This window comes from Cryobacterium sp. PH31-O1, from assembly GCF_030063455.1.
Classification (GTDB): domain Bacteria; phylum Actinomycetota; class Actinomycetes; order Actinomycetales; family Microbacteriaceae; genus Cryobacterium.
Genome location: NZ_JASITB010000001.1, coordinates 249,304 through 263,458, shown reverse-complemented (window position 1 = coordinate 263,458; position 14,155 = coordinate 249,304). Strand labels below are relative to the sequence as shown.

General features: G+C 64.6%; 13 protein-coding genes. 8 read left to right on the top strand and 5 right to left on the bottom strand.

The window, feature by feature from the left end:
• Positions 1 to 23: 23 nt before the first annotated feature.
• Genes QMK31_RS01260 through QMK31_RS01245 form a run of 3 tightly spaced genes read left to right on the top strand, consistent with a single transcriptional unit; the run spans position 24 to position 5,240 of the window.
• Positions 24 to 1,577, top strand: a complete 1,554-nt coding sequence (locus tag QMK31_RS01260; protein WP_283499143.1) for a pyridoxal phosphate-dependent decarboxylase family protein — start codon at positions 24 to 26, stop codon at positions 1,575 to 1,577.
• Positions 1,570 to 2,931, top strand: coding sequence for a lysine N(6)-hydroxylase/L-ornithine N(5)-oxygenase family protein (locus QMK31_RS01255; protein ID WP_283499141.1), 1,362 nt, complete (start codon positions 1,570 to 1,572; stop codon positions 2,929 to 2,931). Before QMK31_RS01260 ends, QMK31_RS01255 begins: the two co-directional genes overlap by 8 nt.
• A complete protein-coding gene (locus tag QMK31_RS01245; protein ID WP_349361537.1) occupies positions 2,928 to 5,240 on the top strand; it encodes a GNAT family N-acetyltransferase in 2,313 nt (770 codons plus the stop codon). Before QMK31_RS01255 ends, QMK31_RS01245 begins: the two co-directional genes overlap by 4 nt.
• 103 nt (positions 5,241 to 5,343) lie before the next feature.
• Here QMK31_RS01245 and QMK31_RS01240 read toward each other — a convergent pair whose 3' ends face one another.
• Complete coding sequence (locus QMK31_RS01240) at positions 5,344 to 6,132, bottom strand: SGNH/GDSL hydrolase family protein (RefSeq protein ID WP_283499140.1); 789 nt, start codon at positions 6,130 to 6,132, stop codon at positions 5,344 to 5,346.
• Positions 6,133 to 6,217: 85 nt separating this feature from the next.
• Between QMK31_RS01240 and QMK31_RS01235 the strand changes: the two genes are divergently transcribed.
• Complete coding sequence (locus tag QMK31_RS01235) at positions 6,218 to 8,035, top strand: DEAD/DEAH box helicase (protein ID WP_283499139.1); 1,818 nt, start codon at positions 6,218 to 6,220, stop codon at positions 8,033 to 8,035.
• On the opposite strand, the gene QMK31_RS01230 is transcribed toward QMK31_RS01235, so the two are convergent.
• Entirely contained in the window at positions 8,032 to 9,255 is a 1,224-nt protein-coding gene (locus QMK31_RS01230; protein ID WP_283499138.1) for a trans-sulfuration enzyme family protein, read from the bottom strand. The genes QMK31_RS01235 and QMK31_RS01230 overlap by 4 nt on opposite strands.
• Before the next feature lie 106 nt (positions 9,256 to 9,361).
• Here QMK31_RS01230 and QMK31_RS01225 point away from each other — a divergent pair, with 106 nt between their 5' ends.
• Positions 9,362 to 9,841, top strand: coding sequence for an Lrp/AsnC family transcriptional regulator (locus QMK31_RS01225; protein ID WP_092107921.1), 480 nt, complete (start codon positions 9,362 to 9,364; stop codon positions 9,839 to 9,841).
• A gap of 150 nt (positions 9,842 to 9,991) precedes the next feature.
• Here the strand turns inward: QMK31_RS01225 and cspE are convergent, their stop codons facing one another.
• A complete protein-coding gene (gene cspE, locus QMK31_RS01220) occupies positions 9,992 to 10,195 on the bottom strand; it encodes a transcription antiterminator/RNA stability regulator CspE (protein ID WP_035840308.1) in 204 nt (67 codons plus the stop codon).
• A gap of 312 nt (positions 10,196 to 10,507) precedes the next feature.
• Positions 10,508 to 11,344 carry a DUF3097 domain-containing protein gene (locus tag QMK31_RS01215; RefSeq protein WP_283499137.1) on the bottom strand — a complete coding sequence of 279 codons (837 nt, stop codon included), beginning with the start codon at positions 11,342 to 11,344 and terminating at the stop codon, positions 10,508 to 10,510.
• Positions 11,345 to 11,403: 59 nt separating this feature from the next.
• Here QMK31_RS01215 and QMK31_RS01210 point away from each other — a divergent pair, with 59 nt between their 5' ends.
• Complete coding sequence (locus QMK31_RS01210) at positions 11,404 to 12,108, top strand: SOS response-associated peptidase (protein ID WP_283499136.1); 705 nt, start codon at positions 11,404 to 11,406, stop codon at positions 12,106 to 12,108.
• Between the two features lie 110 nt (positions 12,109 to 12,218).
• Positions 12,219 to 12,383, top strand: coding sequence for a hypothetical protein (locus QMK31_RS01205; RefSeq protein ID WP_283499135.1), 165 nt, complete (start codon positions 12,219 to 12,221; stop codon positions 12,381 to 12,383).
• A 52-nt stretch (positions 12,384 to 12,435) separates the two neighbouring features.
• On the opposite strand, the gene QMK31_RS01200 is transcribed toward QMK31_RS01205, so the two are convergent.
• Positions 12,436 to 13,083 carry a DUF1345 domain-containing protein gene (locus QMK31_RS01200; protein ID WP_283499134.1) on the bottom strand — a complete coding sequence of 216 codons (648 nt, stop codon included), beginning with the start codon at positions 13,081 to 13,083 and terminating at the stop codon, positions 12,436 to 12,438.
• Between the two features lie 135 nt (positions 13,084 to 13,218).
• On the opposite strand from QMK31_RS01200, the gene QMK31_RS01195 reads away from it, so the two are divergent.
• Positions 13,219 to 14,151, top strand: a complete 933-nt coding sequence (locus tag QMK31_RS01195) for a J domain-containing protein (RefSeq protein WP_283499133.1) — start codon at positions 13,219 to 13,221, stop codon at positions 14,149 to 14,151.
• Positions 14,152 to 14,155: the final 4 nt, after the last annotated feature.

Here is a 14,155-nt window from a genome sequence, read left to right as displayed (position 1 = left end):
GCGTTCAACAGGAGGAGATTTCTGTGCCCAAGCTGCTTGAAGAGCCGACCACGAACGCCGCCCGTGCTGCGGCCACCCGCGCGGCCGCAAACCAATTGTTCAACGGCCAAAACCTGGCCCGCTACGAAGAAGAACTCGGCCGGGGCCTCAGCGCCGTGTCAAAACAGGTTGCGGGCGTCGACGCGCCGTTCACAGGGATCACCCCGGCCGAGCTGCGCATCGAGGTCGCCGCAGTCGACCTCGACCAGCCGCTGCCAACCGGCGCTGCGGCCCTCGCTGAGGTCGAGCGTCTTTACCTGCGCGACGCCGTGTACTTTCACGACGTCAGGTACGTCGCCCATCTGAACTGCCCCGTCGTCATCCCCGCGCTGGTCGGCGAAGCGTTGCTCACCGCCGTGAACTCCTCGATGGACACCTGGGACCAGAGCATCGGGGCGACCCTGATGGAACGTCACCTGGTCGACTGGACCGCCGGCCGTCTCGGCCTCGGCCCCCGCGCTGACGGAGTCTTCACCAGCGGCGGAAGCCAATCGAACCTGCAGGCACTGCTCGTGGCCCGCAACCGGGTCTTCGACCAGATGCGGCGGGAAGCCCTGCCGAACGAACTGCGTCTTCCCGACGTGCTGGCGCGGCTGCGCATCTTTACCTCGCAGGTGAGCCACTTCAGTATCCGTACCGCAGCGTCTACCCTCGGCCTCGGCTTCGACGCCGTCGTGGCCGTGCAGACGGATGCCGCCAAGCGCATGGACGTCGACGCTCTCGCTGTCGCCATCGCCGAGTGCGTCGAGGCAGGCCTCGTGCCGATGGCCGTCGTCGCGACCGCCGGCACGACCGACTTCGGAAGCATCGATCCGCTCTCGGAAATCAGCGGGATCTGCAGCGCCAGTGGCGCGTGGATGCACGTCGATGCCGCCTACGGGGGCGGACTGCTCACTTCCAGCCGGAACCGCTCGCGCCTGAACGGCATCGAACACGCCGACTCTGTAACCGTCGACTATCACAAGACCTTTTTTCAGCCGGTCAGTTCCAGCGCCTTGATTGTGCGCGACGGTGCCATGCTCGGTCATGTCACCCACCATGCCGACTACCTCAACCCGCGCACCGCCTCGATGGTGGTGCCCAACCAGGTGGACAAGAGCATCCAGACGACGCGGCGCTTCGACGCACTCAAACTCTGGCTGACGCTGCGCACCATGGGGGCTGACGGGATCGGTGCTCTGCTCGACGCTGTGATCGATCTGGCGCAGCGCACCTACCTGGTGCTCGATCGCGACCCCGACTTTGAGGTGGTTGTGGCGCCGGCCCTCAGCACGCTGGTCTTCCGTTACCGACCGGCGGCGGTCGCTGCGGACGGCCGTGAGGATCTCATCGACAAGCTCAACCAGCACGTGCGCAGTGCCCTGTTCGGTTCCGGCGAGGCCGTGGTCGCCGGAACCACGGTGGCCGGACGCCACTACCTCAAGTTCACGCTGCTCAACGCCGAGACCACTTTGGCTGATCTCGAGCACGTACTCGGGCTCATCCGCCACCACGGCACCCGCTTTCTGGTGGCAGAACTGGAGCAGGCACATGTCTGACTCCTCCGCAACCGCCGCTCTTCCCGGCGATACCGGCATGGTTTATGACTTCATCGGCATCGGGTTGGGCCCGTTCAACCTGGGGCTCGCCGCCCTCTCGGCCCCGATCAGCGAGCTCAACGGGCTGTTCCTGGAATGCTCCGCTCGCTTCGACTGGCACCCCGGAATGATGCTTGAGACCAGCACCCTGCAGGTCCCCTTCCTGGCCGACCTCGTCACCCTCGCCGACCCCACCTCGTCGTACTCCTTCTTGAATTACCTCAAGGAAGCGGGACGGATCTACCCGTTCTATATTCGGGAGAATTTCAACCCGCTGCGTGCCGAATACAACCAGTACTGCCAGTGGGTTGCCGAGCAACTGCCGAACGTGCGCTTTGACAGTTTCGTCGACAAGGTCATCCTCGACGACTCGACCGGCCATTACCAGGTGCGGCTGGCCGGGGGAGCACTCGTGCGCGCGCGCCGCCTCGTTGTCGGAACCGGCACGACTCCGTCCGTACCGGCGAGCTGCGCCGGACTGCCTGGCCCGGTGTTCCATAACGCCCAATACGTCTCGCACAAGGCCGACCTTCAGCGGATGCGCAACATAACCATTGTCGGCGGCGGCCAGAGCGCCGCTGAGATCTACTACGAGCTCCTGCAGGAGGCCGATGCGCACGACTACCACCTGACCTGGGTGACCCGCTCCGGGCGGTTCTTCCCACTCGAATACGCCAAGCTCACGCTCGAGATGACGTCGCCCGAGTACACCGGCTATTTCCAGGCCCTGCCAGCGGCCACCCGTGACGATCTCATCGCCGACCAGAAAAATCTGTACAAGGGCATCAACGAAGACCTCATCAACGATATCTACGACCTGCTCTACCTGAAAAGTCTCGGCGGTCCGGTCAACACCACGTTGCTCACCAACTCGGCCCTGACCGGCGCGGAGTGGGACGGCCTCCACTACAGCCTGCGATTCACCCAGCAGGAGCAGGAGCAGGACTTCACCCTGCTCACGGAGGGCCTCGTGCTTGCCACCGGTTACAGCGCCGTCGAACCCGCCTTTCTCGACGACCTGCAGATCAGCCGCGACGACCGTGGCCGGCTCCAAGCCGACGCCGACTACCGCATCGACGCGCGCACCACGACCGGCACATTGCCGGCGGCATCCGCACTTCCGGGCGCGATTTACGTGCAAAACGCCGAATTGCACACCCACGGACTGGTCGCCCCCGACCTCGGGATGGGTGCGTACCGCAATTCCTGCATCATCCGCGACATGCTCGGCTGGGAGTACTACCCCGTCGAATCCCGCATCGCCTTTCAACACTTTGGGGCGCCAGCTCCCGAGCATTCAGGAGCCATCCGATGACATTTACCCTTCGCCCCGTCGACCCGCAGGCCGATGCCGTTCTGCTGCACGGTTGGATGGTCCAGGACCGTGCCCGGTATTGGGGAATGCAGGAGAGCAGCGTTGACGAGGTCGCCAGCGCCTACGCGTCGCTCGGCGTCGGCCACACGGCCCTCCTCGGCTTCCGGGGCGACACGCCGTCGTTCCTGATGGAACGCTACGACCCCAGCACTGACGCGGTTGGGAGCCATTACGAACCGGCGCCGGGAGACGTGGGAATGCACCTGCTGGTCGCCCCCACATCGGTGCCGGTACCCGGCTTCAGCCGCTCGGCCATGACCGCCGTGCTCGCGTACCTCTTCGCCGATCCGCAGACCGAACGAATTGTCGTCGAACCCGACGTGCGCAACGAGAAGATCCACATCCTGAACGCGGCGACCGGGTTTCGTAAGGCCGCGGTCATCCACCTTGCCGACAAGGATGCCTGGCTCAGCTTCTGCACTCGCGCCGGCTTCGATGCCGCCCGCGCCCACCCCACACCCGGCTACCTGACTCCCGCTCGGTGGCAAGCGGCTACCCGGCATCTGGTGGGTAAGGCCATCGCCGAGTTCTCCCACGAACGACTGCTTACTCCGACGGCCGTCGGCGGCGAATTCTCCCTGACCAGCGACGACGGCCGCACCGAATATCGGTTCGGGGCAACCCAGCGCGCGCTTGATCATTGGGGCATCCGAGGCGAGGGCATCCGTCGTCTGCGAGCCGGTGTCGATCTGCCGCTCGACGCCCTCGAGTTTATTCTCGAGTTTCGGGGCACCCTGGGCATCTCCGACGAGGTACTGCCGATGTACCTCGAGGAGATCAGCAGCACGCTGGCCGGCGGCGCCTACAAGCTCGATCAGCCCGCACCGACCGCGGCGGAACTCGTCGACCCGACCGTTGAAGCGGCGACGTTCGGCCAGCGGATGGAACGGTCGATGACCGAGGGACATCCCTGCTTCGTTGCCAACAACGGCCGCCTCGGCTTCGGGCTCGGCGACTACCTCGCCTATGCCCCGGAAACCGGCGCGCCGGTGCACCTCGCCTGGCTGGCCGTCACCTCCCGCAATGCCGTGTTCAGCGCGAGCAGCCATCTCAGCTACGACGGGCATCTGCGGCAGGAACTCGGTTCGCAGACTCTCGTCTTGTTCAGCGCCCGCCTCGAATCGCTCGGGCTCGACGCCGCCGACTACCTGTTCATGCCGGTGCACCCCTGGCAGTGGGAGAACAAGCTCACCGTTACCCTCGCCGCCGATATCGCCCGGCAGGACGTGGTCTACCTCGGCGCCGGTCTCGACCGTTACCAGGCCCAGCAGTCGATTCGTACCTTCTTCAACCGTGACGCACCCGAGCGCTGCTTCGTCAAAACCGCGTTGTCGGTATTGAACATGGGCTTCATGCGCGGGTTGTCGCCGCAGTACATGGAGCACACGCCCGCCATCAACGATTGGCTTCATGACCTTGTGCAGAACGACCCGCAGCTGCAGCAGTCGCGGTTCGGGATTCTGCGCGAGGTGGCAGCGGTCGGCTACCACAACCGGTACTACGAGGCAGCCGCCCCGGCCGGGTCGCCGTACCAGAAGATGCTGTCCGCGCTGTGGCGGGAGAGTCCGGTTCGCCAGCTCGCCCCCAGCGAACGCGTAGCCACGATGGCGAGCCTGTTGCACCGTGACCAGGCCGGTCGGCCGCTGGTCGCCGCGCTGATCACTCAGTCCGGTCTTGACGCAGCCGACTGGATTCGCCGCTACCTGCGCGCCTACCTCGTGCCGCTCGTGCACTGCCTGTACGCCTATGAGCTCGCATACATGCCACACGGCGAAAACGTCATCCTCGTGCTCGAAAACGGTATCCCGGTGCGCATCCTGATGAAGGACATTGCCGAAGAGATCGTGGTGCTCGGCGAGCGGATGCCCCTGCCAGAGCAGGTACGCCGCATCCGGGTGAAGGTACCCACCGAGGAACACGTACTGACCATCTTCACCGATGTGTTCGACTGCTTCTTTCGGTTCCTTGCGGACATCCTCGCCGACGACACCGGCAGCGCCGGCGCGGTGCTGCCCGAGGACGACTTCTGGGCCCTCGTCGCTGAGACGATCACCGATTACCAGAGCGGGGCGCCAGAGCTGGCCGCCGAATTCGCCCGGCACGACCTGTTCGCCGCGGAGTTCCCGCTGTCCTGCCTCAATCGCCTGCAGCTGCGCAACAACAAGCAGATGCTCGATCTGACCGACCCGTCAGCATCGCTGCAGCTCGCCGGAACCCTCGTGAATCCGATCGCACGTTTTCGAGCCTGATCTGACCTGACCTGACCTGACCGGGGCCCGGGCCCCGTCCACGGGCCCAGCTTATAAACTGGGCCCCGGGCCCGGGCCCGGGCCCCGACCGCGAGAACTCGGGTCAGACCGGCGGCAGGGTGAACGGGCCTGCCTCCGGTCGCTTGGGCAGCACGTGGTCGCCGGAAGACTGGTGCCTCACCCGGCGCAGCACCCACGGCACCAGATACTCGCGCGCCCAGGCGAAGTCTTCGGTGCGCGCCTGACGCCAGCTGGTGCCCGGCATCGGCTCTGGTGCACTCGGCTCAAGGGAATTCTTCACGTTCAGGGTCTGCAGCACCATGCGAGCCACCGTGTGGTGACCGAGCGCGTTCAGGTGCAGCCGGTCGGGCGCCCACATGCGCGGGTCCTGGATCTCAGTCAGCTGCCACATGTCGGCCACGATGCAGTCGTATTTCGTGGCGATCGCCCGCAAATTCTCGTTGTAGATCGCGACCTTGCCGCGGATGCTGCGAAAAACAGGGGAGAAGCCCACATCGGCGCCGGTGAACAGAACGACCGTCGCACCGTCCCGACTCAGCCGCGAGATCGCTTCGTCACAGCGCGCCGCAATGAAATCCGGGTCGGTTCCCGGTCGAATCACGTCATTGCCACCGGCCGAGATGGTGATCAGGTCGGGGCGCAGAGCCAGGGCCGGCTCGATCTGTTCGTCGGCAATCTGCCTGATGAGTTTTCCGCGCACGGCGAGGTTGGCGTAGGCGAAATCATCGGTGCCGTCGCTCAGAATCTCGGCGACCCGGTCAGCCCAGCCTCGGTGCCCGCCGGGGCTCTGCCCTTCGGGATCGCCGATGCCCTCGGTGAACGAATCACCGAGTGCGACGTAGCGTGACCATGGATGCTGTTGCTTCGTCATCAGACCAGTCTGTCTGAACATCCTGACGCTCGTCGAACCTGGGTGCGCACGCGAAGGTCGGCGGCCTTTGGTAGATTTGGCAGAAGTGAATACTCCATCGGTTTTCGGTCCCGCGCAGGGAACGAGTGCAGCCGAACACCTCTCGCCGTCCTTCCCCGAACGCGCGGCCTGGGGCACCGCCGGCAAGCTGCGGGCCTGGCAGGCCGAAGCGCTCGAAGCCTACTTCGTGCACGAACCACGCGACTTCCTCGCCGCGGCCACGCCCGGTGCCGGCAAGACCACGTTCGCCCTGCGCCTGGCGGCCGAACTCCGGTCCCGGCGAACGATCGACCGCATCACCGTCGTCGCCCCGACCGAGCATCTCAAGAACCAGTGGGCGGATGCCGCGGCGCGCGCGGGCATCCGTCTCGACCCTATGTTCAAGAACGCCGACCGCAGTTACGGCAGCCATTATCACGGGGTTGTCGTCACGTACGCCCAGGTTGCAGCGCGCGCCGCCCTGCATAAGCAGCTCACCGAGTCGAGTCGCACCCTGGTCATTCTCGATGAGATCCATCATGGGGGAGACGCCCTGAGCTGGGGCGATGCGATCCGCGAGGCGTTCGGCCCGGCCACACGCAGGCTGTCACTGACCGGTACCCCGTTCCGGTCAGACACGTCGCCGATTCCGTTCGTCAGCTACCTGCCCGACAAGCACGGCATCCGCATGTCGCAGAGCGATTACGCCTACGGATACGGCCGGGCCCTCGCCGACGGCGTGGTGCGCCCGGTCATGTTCATGGTCTACGCCGGGCACATGAAATGGCGCACCCGCGCCGGCGACGAGATGGAAGCCAAACTCGGCGAGGGCAACACCAAAGACATCACGAGCCAGGCCTGGCGCACCGCTCTCGAGCCCAGCGGGCAGTGGATTCCCTCGGTGCTGCGCGCCGCGAATTCGCGCCTGACCGAGGTACGGCATGGTATTCCGGATGCCGGTGGCCTCGTCATCGCCACCGACCAGACCACCGCACGCGCCTACGCGGTCATCCTCGAGGACATCTGCGGTGAACCCGTCACGATCGTGCTCTCCGACGAGAAAGAAGCCAGCGACCGGATCGACGAGTTCTCCAAGAACACCCGGCGGTGGATGGTTGCCGTGCGGATGGTGTCGGAGGGCGTCGATGTACCGCGCCTCGCTGTCGGCGTCTACGCGACCAGTGCGGCCACGCCGCTCTACTTTGCTCAGGCCATCGGCCGCTTCGTGCGTGCCCGCCGTCGCGGCGAGACGGCATCCATTTTTCTGCCGAACGTTCCCGGGCTGCTCAGCCTGGCCAACGCGCTCGAACTGGAACGTGACCACGCCCTCGATCGCAGCAACCGTGAAGACGGCGACGATGGCATGTACAACCCCGAAGATGCCATGGTCGCCGCAGCGAACAAGGACGACAAAGCGTCCGATGACCTTGGCCTGGATGATTTCACCTGGCAAGCCCTCGACTCACAGGCGACCTTCGACATGGTCATGTTCGACGGTGATGAATTCGGAGAGCTCGCCGAACCCGGCACCGATGAGGAATTCGACTTCATCGGTATCCCGGGTCTGCTCGAACCGGAGCAGGTGTCAGAGTTGCTCCGTCAACGCCAGTCCCGTCAGTCCAAGCGGTCGACCGACAAGCGTAAAGATCCGGTCACCGGCGACATCGCCCCGCTCGAGCCGCCGCCGCTGTACCGCACGCTCAAGGAACAGCGCACCCTGCTGTCAAGCCTTGTGGGCATGTGGTCGAAGCTGGCCAACGAGCCGCATGGCATGATCCACGCCGAGATGCGTCGGATCTGTGGCGGGCCAGCCGTCGCCCAGGCCAGCGTGACCCAGCTGCAAATGCGCATCGACCTGCTGCGGCGACGCCTCGGCCGCAGCTAGCTCCGCAGGGGTGCCGACCTGGCGTCGGTCCCGACGCCCACAGGCACGTGGGCGACCAGCAGCGCGTTGAGAATGTCGTCGAGGAGATCGTCGACGTGTTCGAGCCCGATCGACAGGCGCACGATGCCGGCGCCGGGCCGCGCCTCCGCCGCTACCGGCCGGTGGGTCAGAGACGCCGGATGCTGAACGAGAGAGTCGACACCGCCGAGCGACACGGCGTGTGTGATCAGCTTCAGCGCCTCGGTGAAGCGCACTGCGCCGGCATAAGAGCCGAGGTCCAGCGCGATCAGGGAGCCGGCACCGGCGCTCTGTCGGCCGATCAGCCCCTGCAGGTCCTGGCCCGGCAAGCCGGGGTAAAGCACACGGGTCAGCGCAGGATGTTCGTTGAGCCGGGCAGCGATCACACCCGCTGTGTCCTGCTGGGCGCGTACCCGAATCGGCAGGGTGCGCAGCCCGCGATGCAGCAGGTAGGCGTTGAACGGCTGCAGTAAGCCACCGGTGAGCGCGCGCACCTTCCGCAAGCGCACCATCCACTCCTGTGGTCCCGAGACGGTTCCGCCCATGGCGTCGCCGTGCCCACCGAGGAATTTGGTCGCGCTGTGCAGAACCAGGGTGGCCCCCGACTCGATCGGGCGCTGCAGCACCGGGGTCGCGAAGGTATTGTCGACCAACACCGGAACATCGCCAACGGCCGCCACGACCGCGCGAATATCGGTGAGCTCGAGAGTCGGGTTAGCCGGCGTCTCCAAGACGACCAGGCCAGTGTTTGAACGGATGGCCGCAGCCACGCCGGCCAGATCTGTCCAGGTGACCGTCGTGCCGAGCAGCCCACTGGCCAGAACATGATCGGTTCCGCCGTAGAGGGGGCGGAGCGCCACAATATGGGGTTTGCCGGCGGTGACCGTCGCGATCAGCGTCGCGGTGAGGGCGGCCATTCCGGTGGCGAACGCCACGGTGCCATCCGCCCGTTCCAACGCCGCGAGGGCACTTTCGAACCGGGCGACTCCTGGCTGCCACAACCGCTGATAGACCGCCGAGTCTCCGGGTTCCGGACTGCCGCCGGTTGCCAGGTTTTCGTAGGACTCACCACCCGTCTCCACGCCGCGCAGCGGGTTTGTGGTCGATAAGTCGATACCCGGAACGTGAACCCCCGCCTCGGTGAGGCCGTCCATTCCGGCATGCACGGCAAGGGTTTCAAAATGTGGCTTCGATGGCAGCATATCCTCACAGAAGCAGATTCTGTGCGTTCGTGCAAGGCTCCCTGCAGACCCTTGCGAAACTCTTCTTCGCATCGCATAAACTCCTTGATAACAAGGGAGTCTCTGAATGGAATCGAAGAAGCCGGAACTTGACCGCGTTGATCGCGCTCTGCTGCGCGCCCTGTCGGTCAATGCCAGGGCTTCGGGGGCTGCTCTGGCCAGCGAGATCGGTGTTGCCGAGTCGACCGTGTCCTTGCGCCTGCGTCGGCTGCAGCAGCTCGGCCACATTCGTGGCTACCGGGCCAATATAGACTTGGCCGCGCTCGGCGCCAGCTTGCAGGCTCTCATCTCGGTACGGCTGGCCAAGCACGCCAGGGTGCAGATCGACGACTTTCGTAACGCCGCCCCGCACTGGCCAGGGGTGATCGGTTTGTTCCACACTGCCGGAGCCGACGACTATCTTCTGCACGTTGCCGCAGCGGATGCCTCCCACCTGAGGGACTTCGTGCTCGAGCACCTGGCCGAGCATCCGGCCGTCGCCCACACCGAGACTAACCTCATCTTCGAGTACGTCGACGGCGACGGCTGGCAAGACCTGGTGAAATAGTTCTCGGAGGCCCTCCATCAGGATTGGACGAACGATTCCTAGCGCAAGAAGATCTGCCAGTCAGCTGCGCGAGCAGACGACGGGCTACGGTGCCGGGTTAAAACAAGAACGCCCCCCGCGTTAGCGGGAGGCGTTCTTCGCAAGCTCTATTTAGAGGGCGCGGATGTTCTCGGCCTGAGGACCCTTGGGGCCCTGGGTTACCTCGAACTCGACCTTCTGGTTCTCATCGAGGGACTTGTAGCCATTCGACGCGATCGCGGAGTAGTGCGCGAAAACATCGGCGCTTCCGTCGTCGGGTGCGATAAAGCCGAAGCCCTTTTCAGCGTTGAACCATTTCACGGTACCTGTTGCCATTTGTAAAACTCCTCCAGGAGTGTTAGACCGGCCCCGACTGTCGGGACCGTTCGTCGCGGTATTCGTCGTCCGCTTCCGAAAGGAATGTGGCGCACAAACTGCGATCCAGTTGAATCACAGTCGGTGCGTTTAAGACGTGCAAGCACTACAACTTCGAGTTCAACACTAGCCCACAAGTCTGGACGGTTTCAAAATTCCCAGCCTTTTCGACACGAAAGCGTTACGTTTACAGCGAAATTAGGGTGAACTTCCGGTCTACCACTGCGCGTTGGGGCCCCCAGACACCTCGAGACCCAAGCTCGCTACGGCGTGTCATTGGGCTGTCACGAAGTCCATCAGGTGTTCCACGCGCCCTAGAAGTTGCGGTTCCAGATCGGCAAAAGTGCGCACCCGGCTGAGAATTCGCTGCCAGGCCCTGGCGATATCGGCCTGCTCCTCGTGCGGCCAGCCGAGCGCGTCGCAGATGCCATGTTTCCATTCGATGCTCCGCGGCACCTCCGGCCAGGCCAGGAGGCCAACCCGTGCCGGCTTGACCGACTGCCACACATCGACGAACGGATGCCCCACCACGAGTACATTCGCGGCGAACGGCCCGCGCGCTACGGCCTCCGCGATGCGGCTCTCCTTGGAGCCGGGCACGAGATGGTCGACCAGCACCCCGACTCGACGGCCCGGCTCTGGCCGGAACTCGCGGAGGATCTGATCGAGGTTGTCGACCCCCTCGATGTACTCCACGACGACGCCTTCGATGCGCAAATCGGCGCCCCAGACCTTTTCCACCAGCTCGGCGTCGTGCCGGCCCTCGACAAAGATGCGGCTCTCACGAGCGACCCTGGCCCGAGCGTTAGGCATTGCGGTCGATCCAGACGCCGTGCGTACCCGGCCGAGGGCGGCGGCCATCGTTGGAGCTACCAGGGTCACCGGACGGCCGTCGATCAGAAAACCGGAACCGAGGGGAAAGAGCCTGAGCTTGCCGTGCCGATCCTCCAGGGTGACGATCTTCTTTTCGACACTCATCACCGCACCGCAAAATCCGGTCGCGACCTCTTCCACGACCAGATCACGCGTGGCTTCCTGCGTTGGAATGACACGGCGACCGGCGTCGCGCCAGCCGGGGGAGAGCACGTCTGCACTATATCGATCGTCCATTGCATCGACGCTAGCCGACAACCGCGAGGCGCCCCGGCAGGGCGCGGTATTCTGGAGGAATGTGTGGTCGATTCATCATTACCGATACAGCGCCCGATCTGGCGGCCATGTTCGATGTGGAACACGAGGGGGAGAACCTGCCGGAGCCGTCCTGGAATATCCGGCCGACCGAGCAGATCCCCATCGTGCTCGAATCCGCTCGGACCGATCCAGCCGTGCGCCGGCTGGAATCGGCGCGCTGGTCACTGATTCCCTCGTTCGCGACAGAACCGACATCAAAATTTCCCACGTTCAACGCCCGCGCCGAAACCGCCGCCGAGAAACCAACCTTCAAGGCATCCGTGCGGTCGCGGCGTGCCCTGATACCGGCCACGGGCTACTTTGAGTGGCACACCGAAGGAAACGTCAAGACACCCTACTTTGTCCACTCCGACGATGGCCTGCCGCTGGCTTTCGCGGGCCTGTATTCCTGGTGGAAGAACCCGGCAGCCGCCGAGACCGACCCGGCACGTTGGGTGCTGTCCGCCACCATCTTGACAACGGATGCTCGGGGTTCGCTCGCGCAGATCCACGATCGCACCCCCGTAGCTTTGCCGGAAGAATGGTGGGATCACTGGCTGGATCCGGCCACTGAGGGCGACCAATCGCTCGTGGATGCCGCCGTGGCGGCGTCGCAGGAGGTCGTGGAATCGCTTGATTTTCACGAGGTCGCCCCGGTGAACGGAAATGGTCCCGAACTGATCGAGCCGATCAACCGCGATTGAAGGTAAGTACACCGGGCACCAACCGGTACGCTCGAATCAGTACAAAAAATCAGTACGCTCAACTCAGTGACTGGCGAAATTACGCGGGCGCTGCCGTGAAAGGACCACCCATGAACATTGTCGCCTTCGTCGTCGCGTTTGCGATCTTCGTCTTCGGTTTTTGGCTGTTCGGCCTGGCATTCTCGGTCACGTCCCTAATGGCCCCGATCTTCATCGGCGGAATCCTCTGCGTGGCCATCGCCATGGCGATTCCGTTTCACCTGCTGCGCGACTAACCACAACCCGCTCGCCCACGCGCCGGGCCAAGCACCGTGACAACCATTGCAATCAGTGCAGCAAACCGGCGACGAGGTTGATCAGCGTGGCCAGAATCACCGATCCGAACGGAAATGACAGCAGCGCGTGCTGAAGGGTCGCCATCCGCAGGGCGTGACTTTGGATACTCGTGTCGGAGACCTGATAGGTCATACCTATCGTGAAAGCCAGGTAGGCGAAGTCGCTGTACTGCGGAGGCTCGGTCTGATTGAAATCGACGCCTCCGGGGGCGTCGCTGTAATATAAAGACGCGTAGCGCAGGGTGAACAGCGTATGCACCAGAACCCAGGACAGCGCAACGCTGGCGATGGCCACTCCGGCCAGCAGCCCGCGCTGCGGCCCCGACGTTGTAGTGGTACCCAATAACAGCACGACGATGGCGCCGAGGCTCGCCAGCCCAGCGAGAAGAATGAGGAATTCCGAGATACCCCGCGAAGGATCCTCGCGGATGGCGTGCCTGGCCGTCTTGTCTGCATCCTGGCGACCGACGGCAATCCAAACCCAGGCAATGTAGGTCACACAGGCGGCCGCCCAGCCGAGGATCACCGCGAGGGTCCAGTCACCCCGCACACCGGCCGCCACGCCGGCGATGACTCCGACGATGAGCATGACGATTAGTCGGGTGCTGTACCTGTGCAGGGGCGCGAGTGGAAGGGTCACGGGCTGATCGTGGCACAGAATAGGCCGATCAACCGCACCGGGCGCCCTCGGCGCGGTGTCAGAATGGCGCGGTAATGTGGACTTCCGATCGATTTTTCAGCGATCGTCTTCGAACACGGAAAGGTCCCGCCCAGGATGCAAGATAGCCCGGCCGCATCCACTCCTTACGAGGTCCTCGGAGTGAGCCCGACCGCGACCGACGATGAGTTACGCCGCGCCTACCGGCTGCTGCTGCGCCAAACCCACCCCGACGTCGGCGGGAGCGCGATTAAATTTCACGCGGTACAGCTCGCCTGGGAGCGCATTGGCAGCCCCGAGAACCGCGCTGCCTATGATCGTCGACGTTTCGACGCCCCAGAGCCCGCCACGACGGATGCCTACGCCGCCCCCTCCGCCCGCGGTCCCGCCACGAAATCCAGCCTGAAAACCCGCATGCACGGCCACCCTGGCGGCCAGGCGCGGCTGAGATACCTCGATCTAGTGCGGGAATGGGCCGGCCGCGGCACGGTCATCGATGACCCATACGCCCCTGCCCTCATTCGCAGCGCCCCCAAACTCGTACGCCACTGCCTCGCCAAAGCTCTCGCCGAGGAGGCAACGGCGCAGCTGGTGGCCAACCTGGGAATCGGATTCACCGCCTGGCACGACATCGACACCGGCGGCCAGACCGACAAACTCGACCACATAATCCTCGGCCCGGCCGGGCTGTTTGGCGTGCTCTCCGAGGACTGGGGATCACCGATGCAACTGCGCCGCGGCGAACTGGTCGGCGACGAGCTGCCCGAAGAGGATCGCCCGATTCACCAGTTTGAAGATGCCGCGCGCTCCCTCACCCGCGCTCTGAAAGTGCGGTTCACCGCCCTCATCGTGGTCCTGCCGGACGGGGCGCTCGATGAAGCCGTGTCACTGCCAAAACGCGGCCGCCGCCCAATGATCATCGCCATCCCGCGGTCGCGTCTGGTCGGCGTACTCCGCGACGGCCTGGTTGGTATGGAACGCGGCAGCTTCGAGAAAGTCTTCGAGCTGCGCAGTACCCTCCAGAATGGCATCCGCTTCGTGACCACATAGCTGG

Bases quoted from the DNA above. Each gene is read 5' to 3' on its own strand.
- QMK31_RS01225 (WP_092107921.1), top strand. From the start codon at position 9,362: ATGGAATCGAAGAAGCCGGAACTTGACCGCGTTGATCGCGCTCTGCTG.
- QMK31_RS01245 (WP_349361537.1), top strand. From the start codon at position 2,928: ATGACATTTACCCTTCGCCCCGTCGACCCGCAGGCCGATGCCGTTCTG.
- cspE (WP_035840308.1), bottom strand. From the start codon at position 10,195: ATGGCAACAGGTACCGTGAAATGGTTCAACGCTGAAAAGGGCTTCGGC.
- QMK31_RS01240 (WP_283499140.1), bottom strand. From the start codon at position 6,132: ATGACGAAGCAACAGCATCCATGGTCACGCTACGTCGCACTCGGTGAT.
- QMK31_RS01210 (WP_283499136.1), top strand. From the start codon at position 11,404: ATGTGTGGTCGATTCATCATTACCGATACAGCGCCCGATCTGGCGGCC.
- QMK31_RS01215 (WP_283499137.1), bottom strand. From the start codon at position 11,344: ATGGACGATCGATATAGTGCAGACGTGCTCTCCCCCGGCTGGCGCGAC.
- QMK31_RS01255 (WP_283499141.1), top strand. From the start codon at position 1,570: ATGTCTGACTCCTCCGCAACCGCCGCTCTTCCCGGCGATACCGGCATG.
- QMK31_RS01230 (WP_283499138.1), bottom strand. From the start codon at position 9,255: ATGCTGCCATCGAAGCCACATTTTGAAACCCTTGCCGTGCATGCCGGA.
- QMK31_RS01205 (WP_283499135.1), top strand. From the start codon at position 12,219: ATGAACATTGTCGCCTTCGTCGTCGCGTTTGCGATCTTCGTCTTCGGT.
- QMK31_RS01195 (WP_283499133.1), top strand. From the start codon at position 13,219: ATGCAAGATAGCCCGGCCGCATCCACTCCTTACGAGGTCCTCGGAGTG.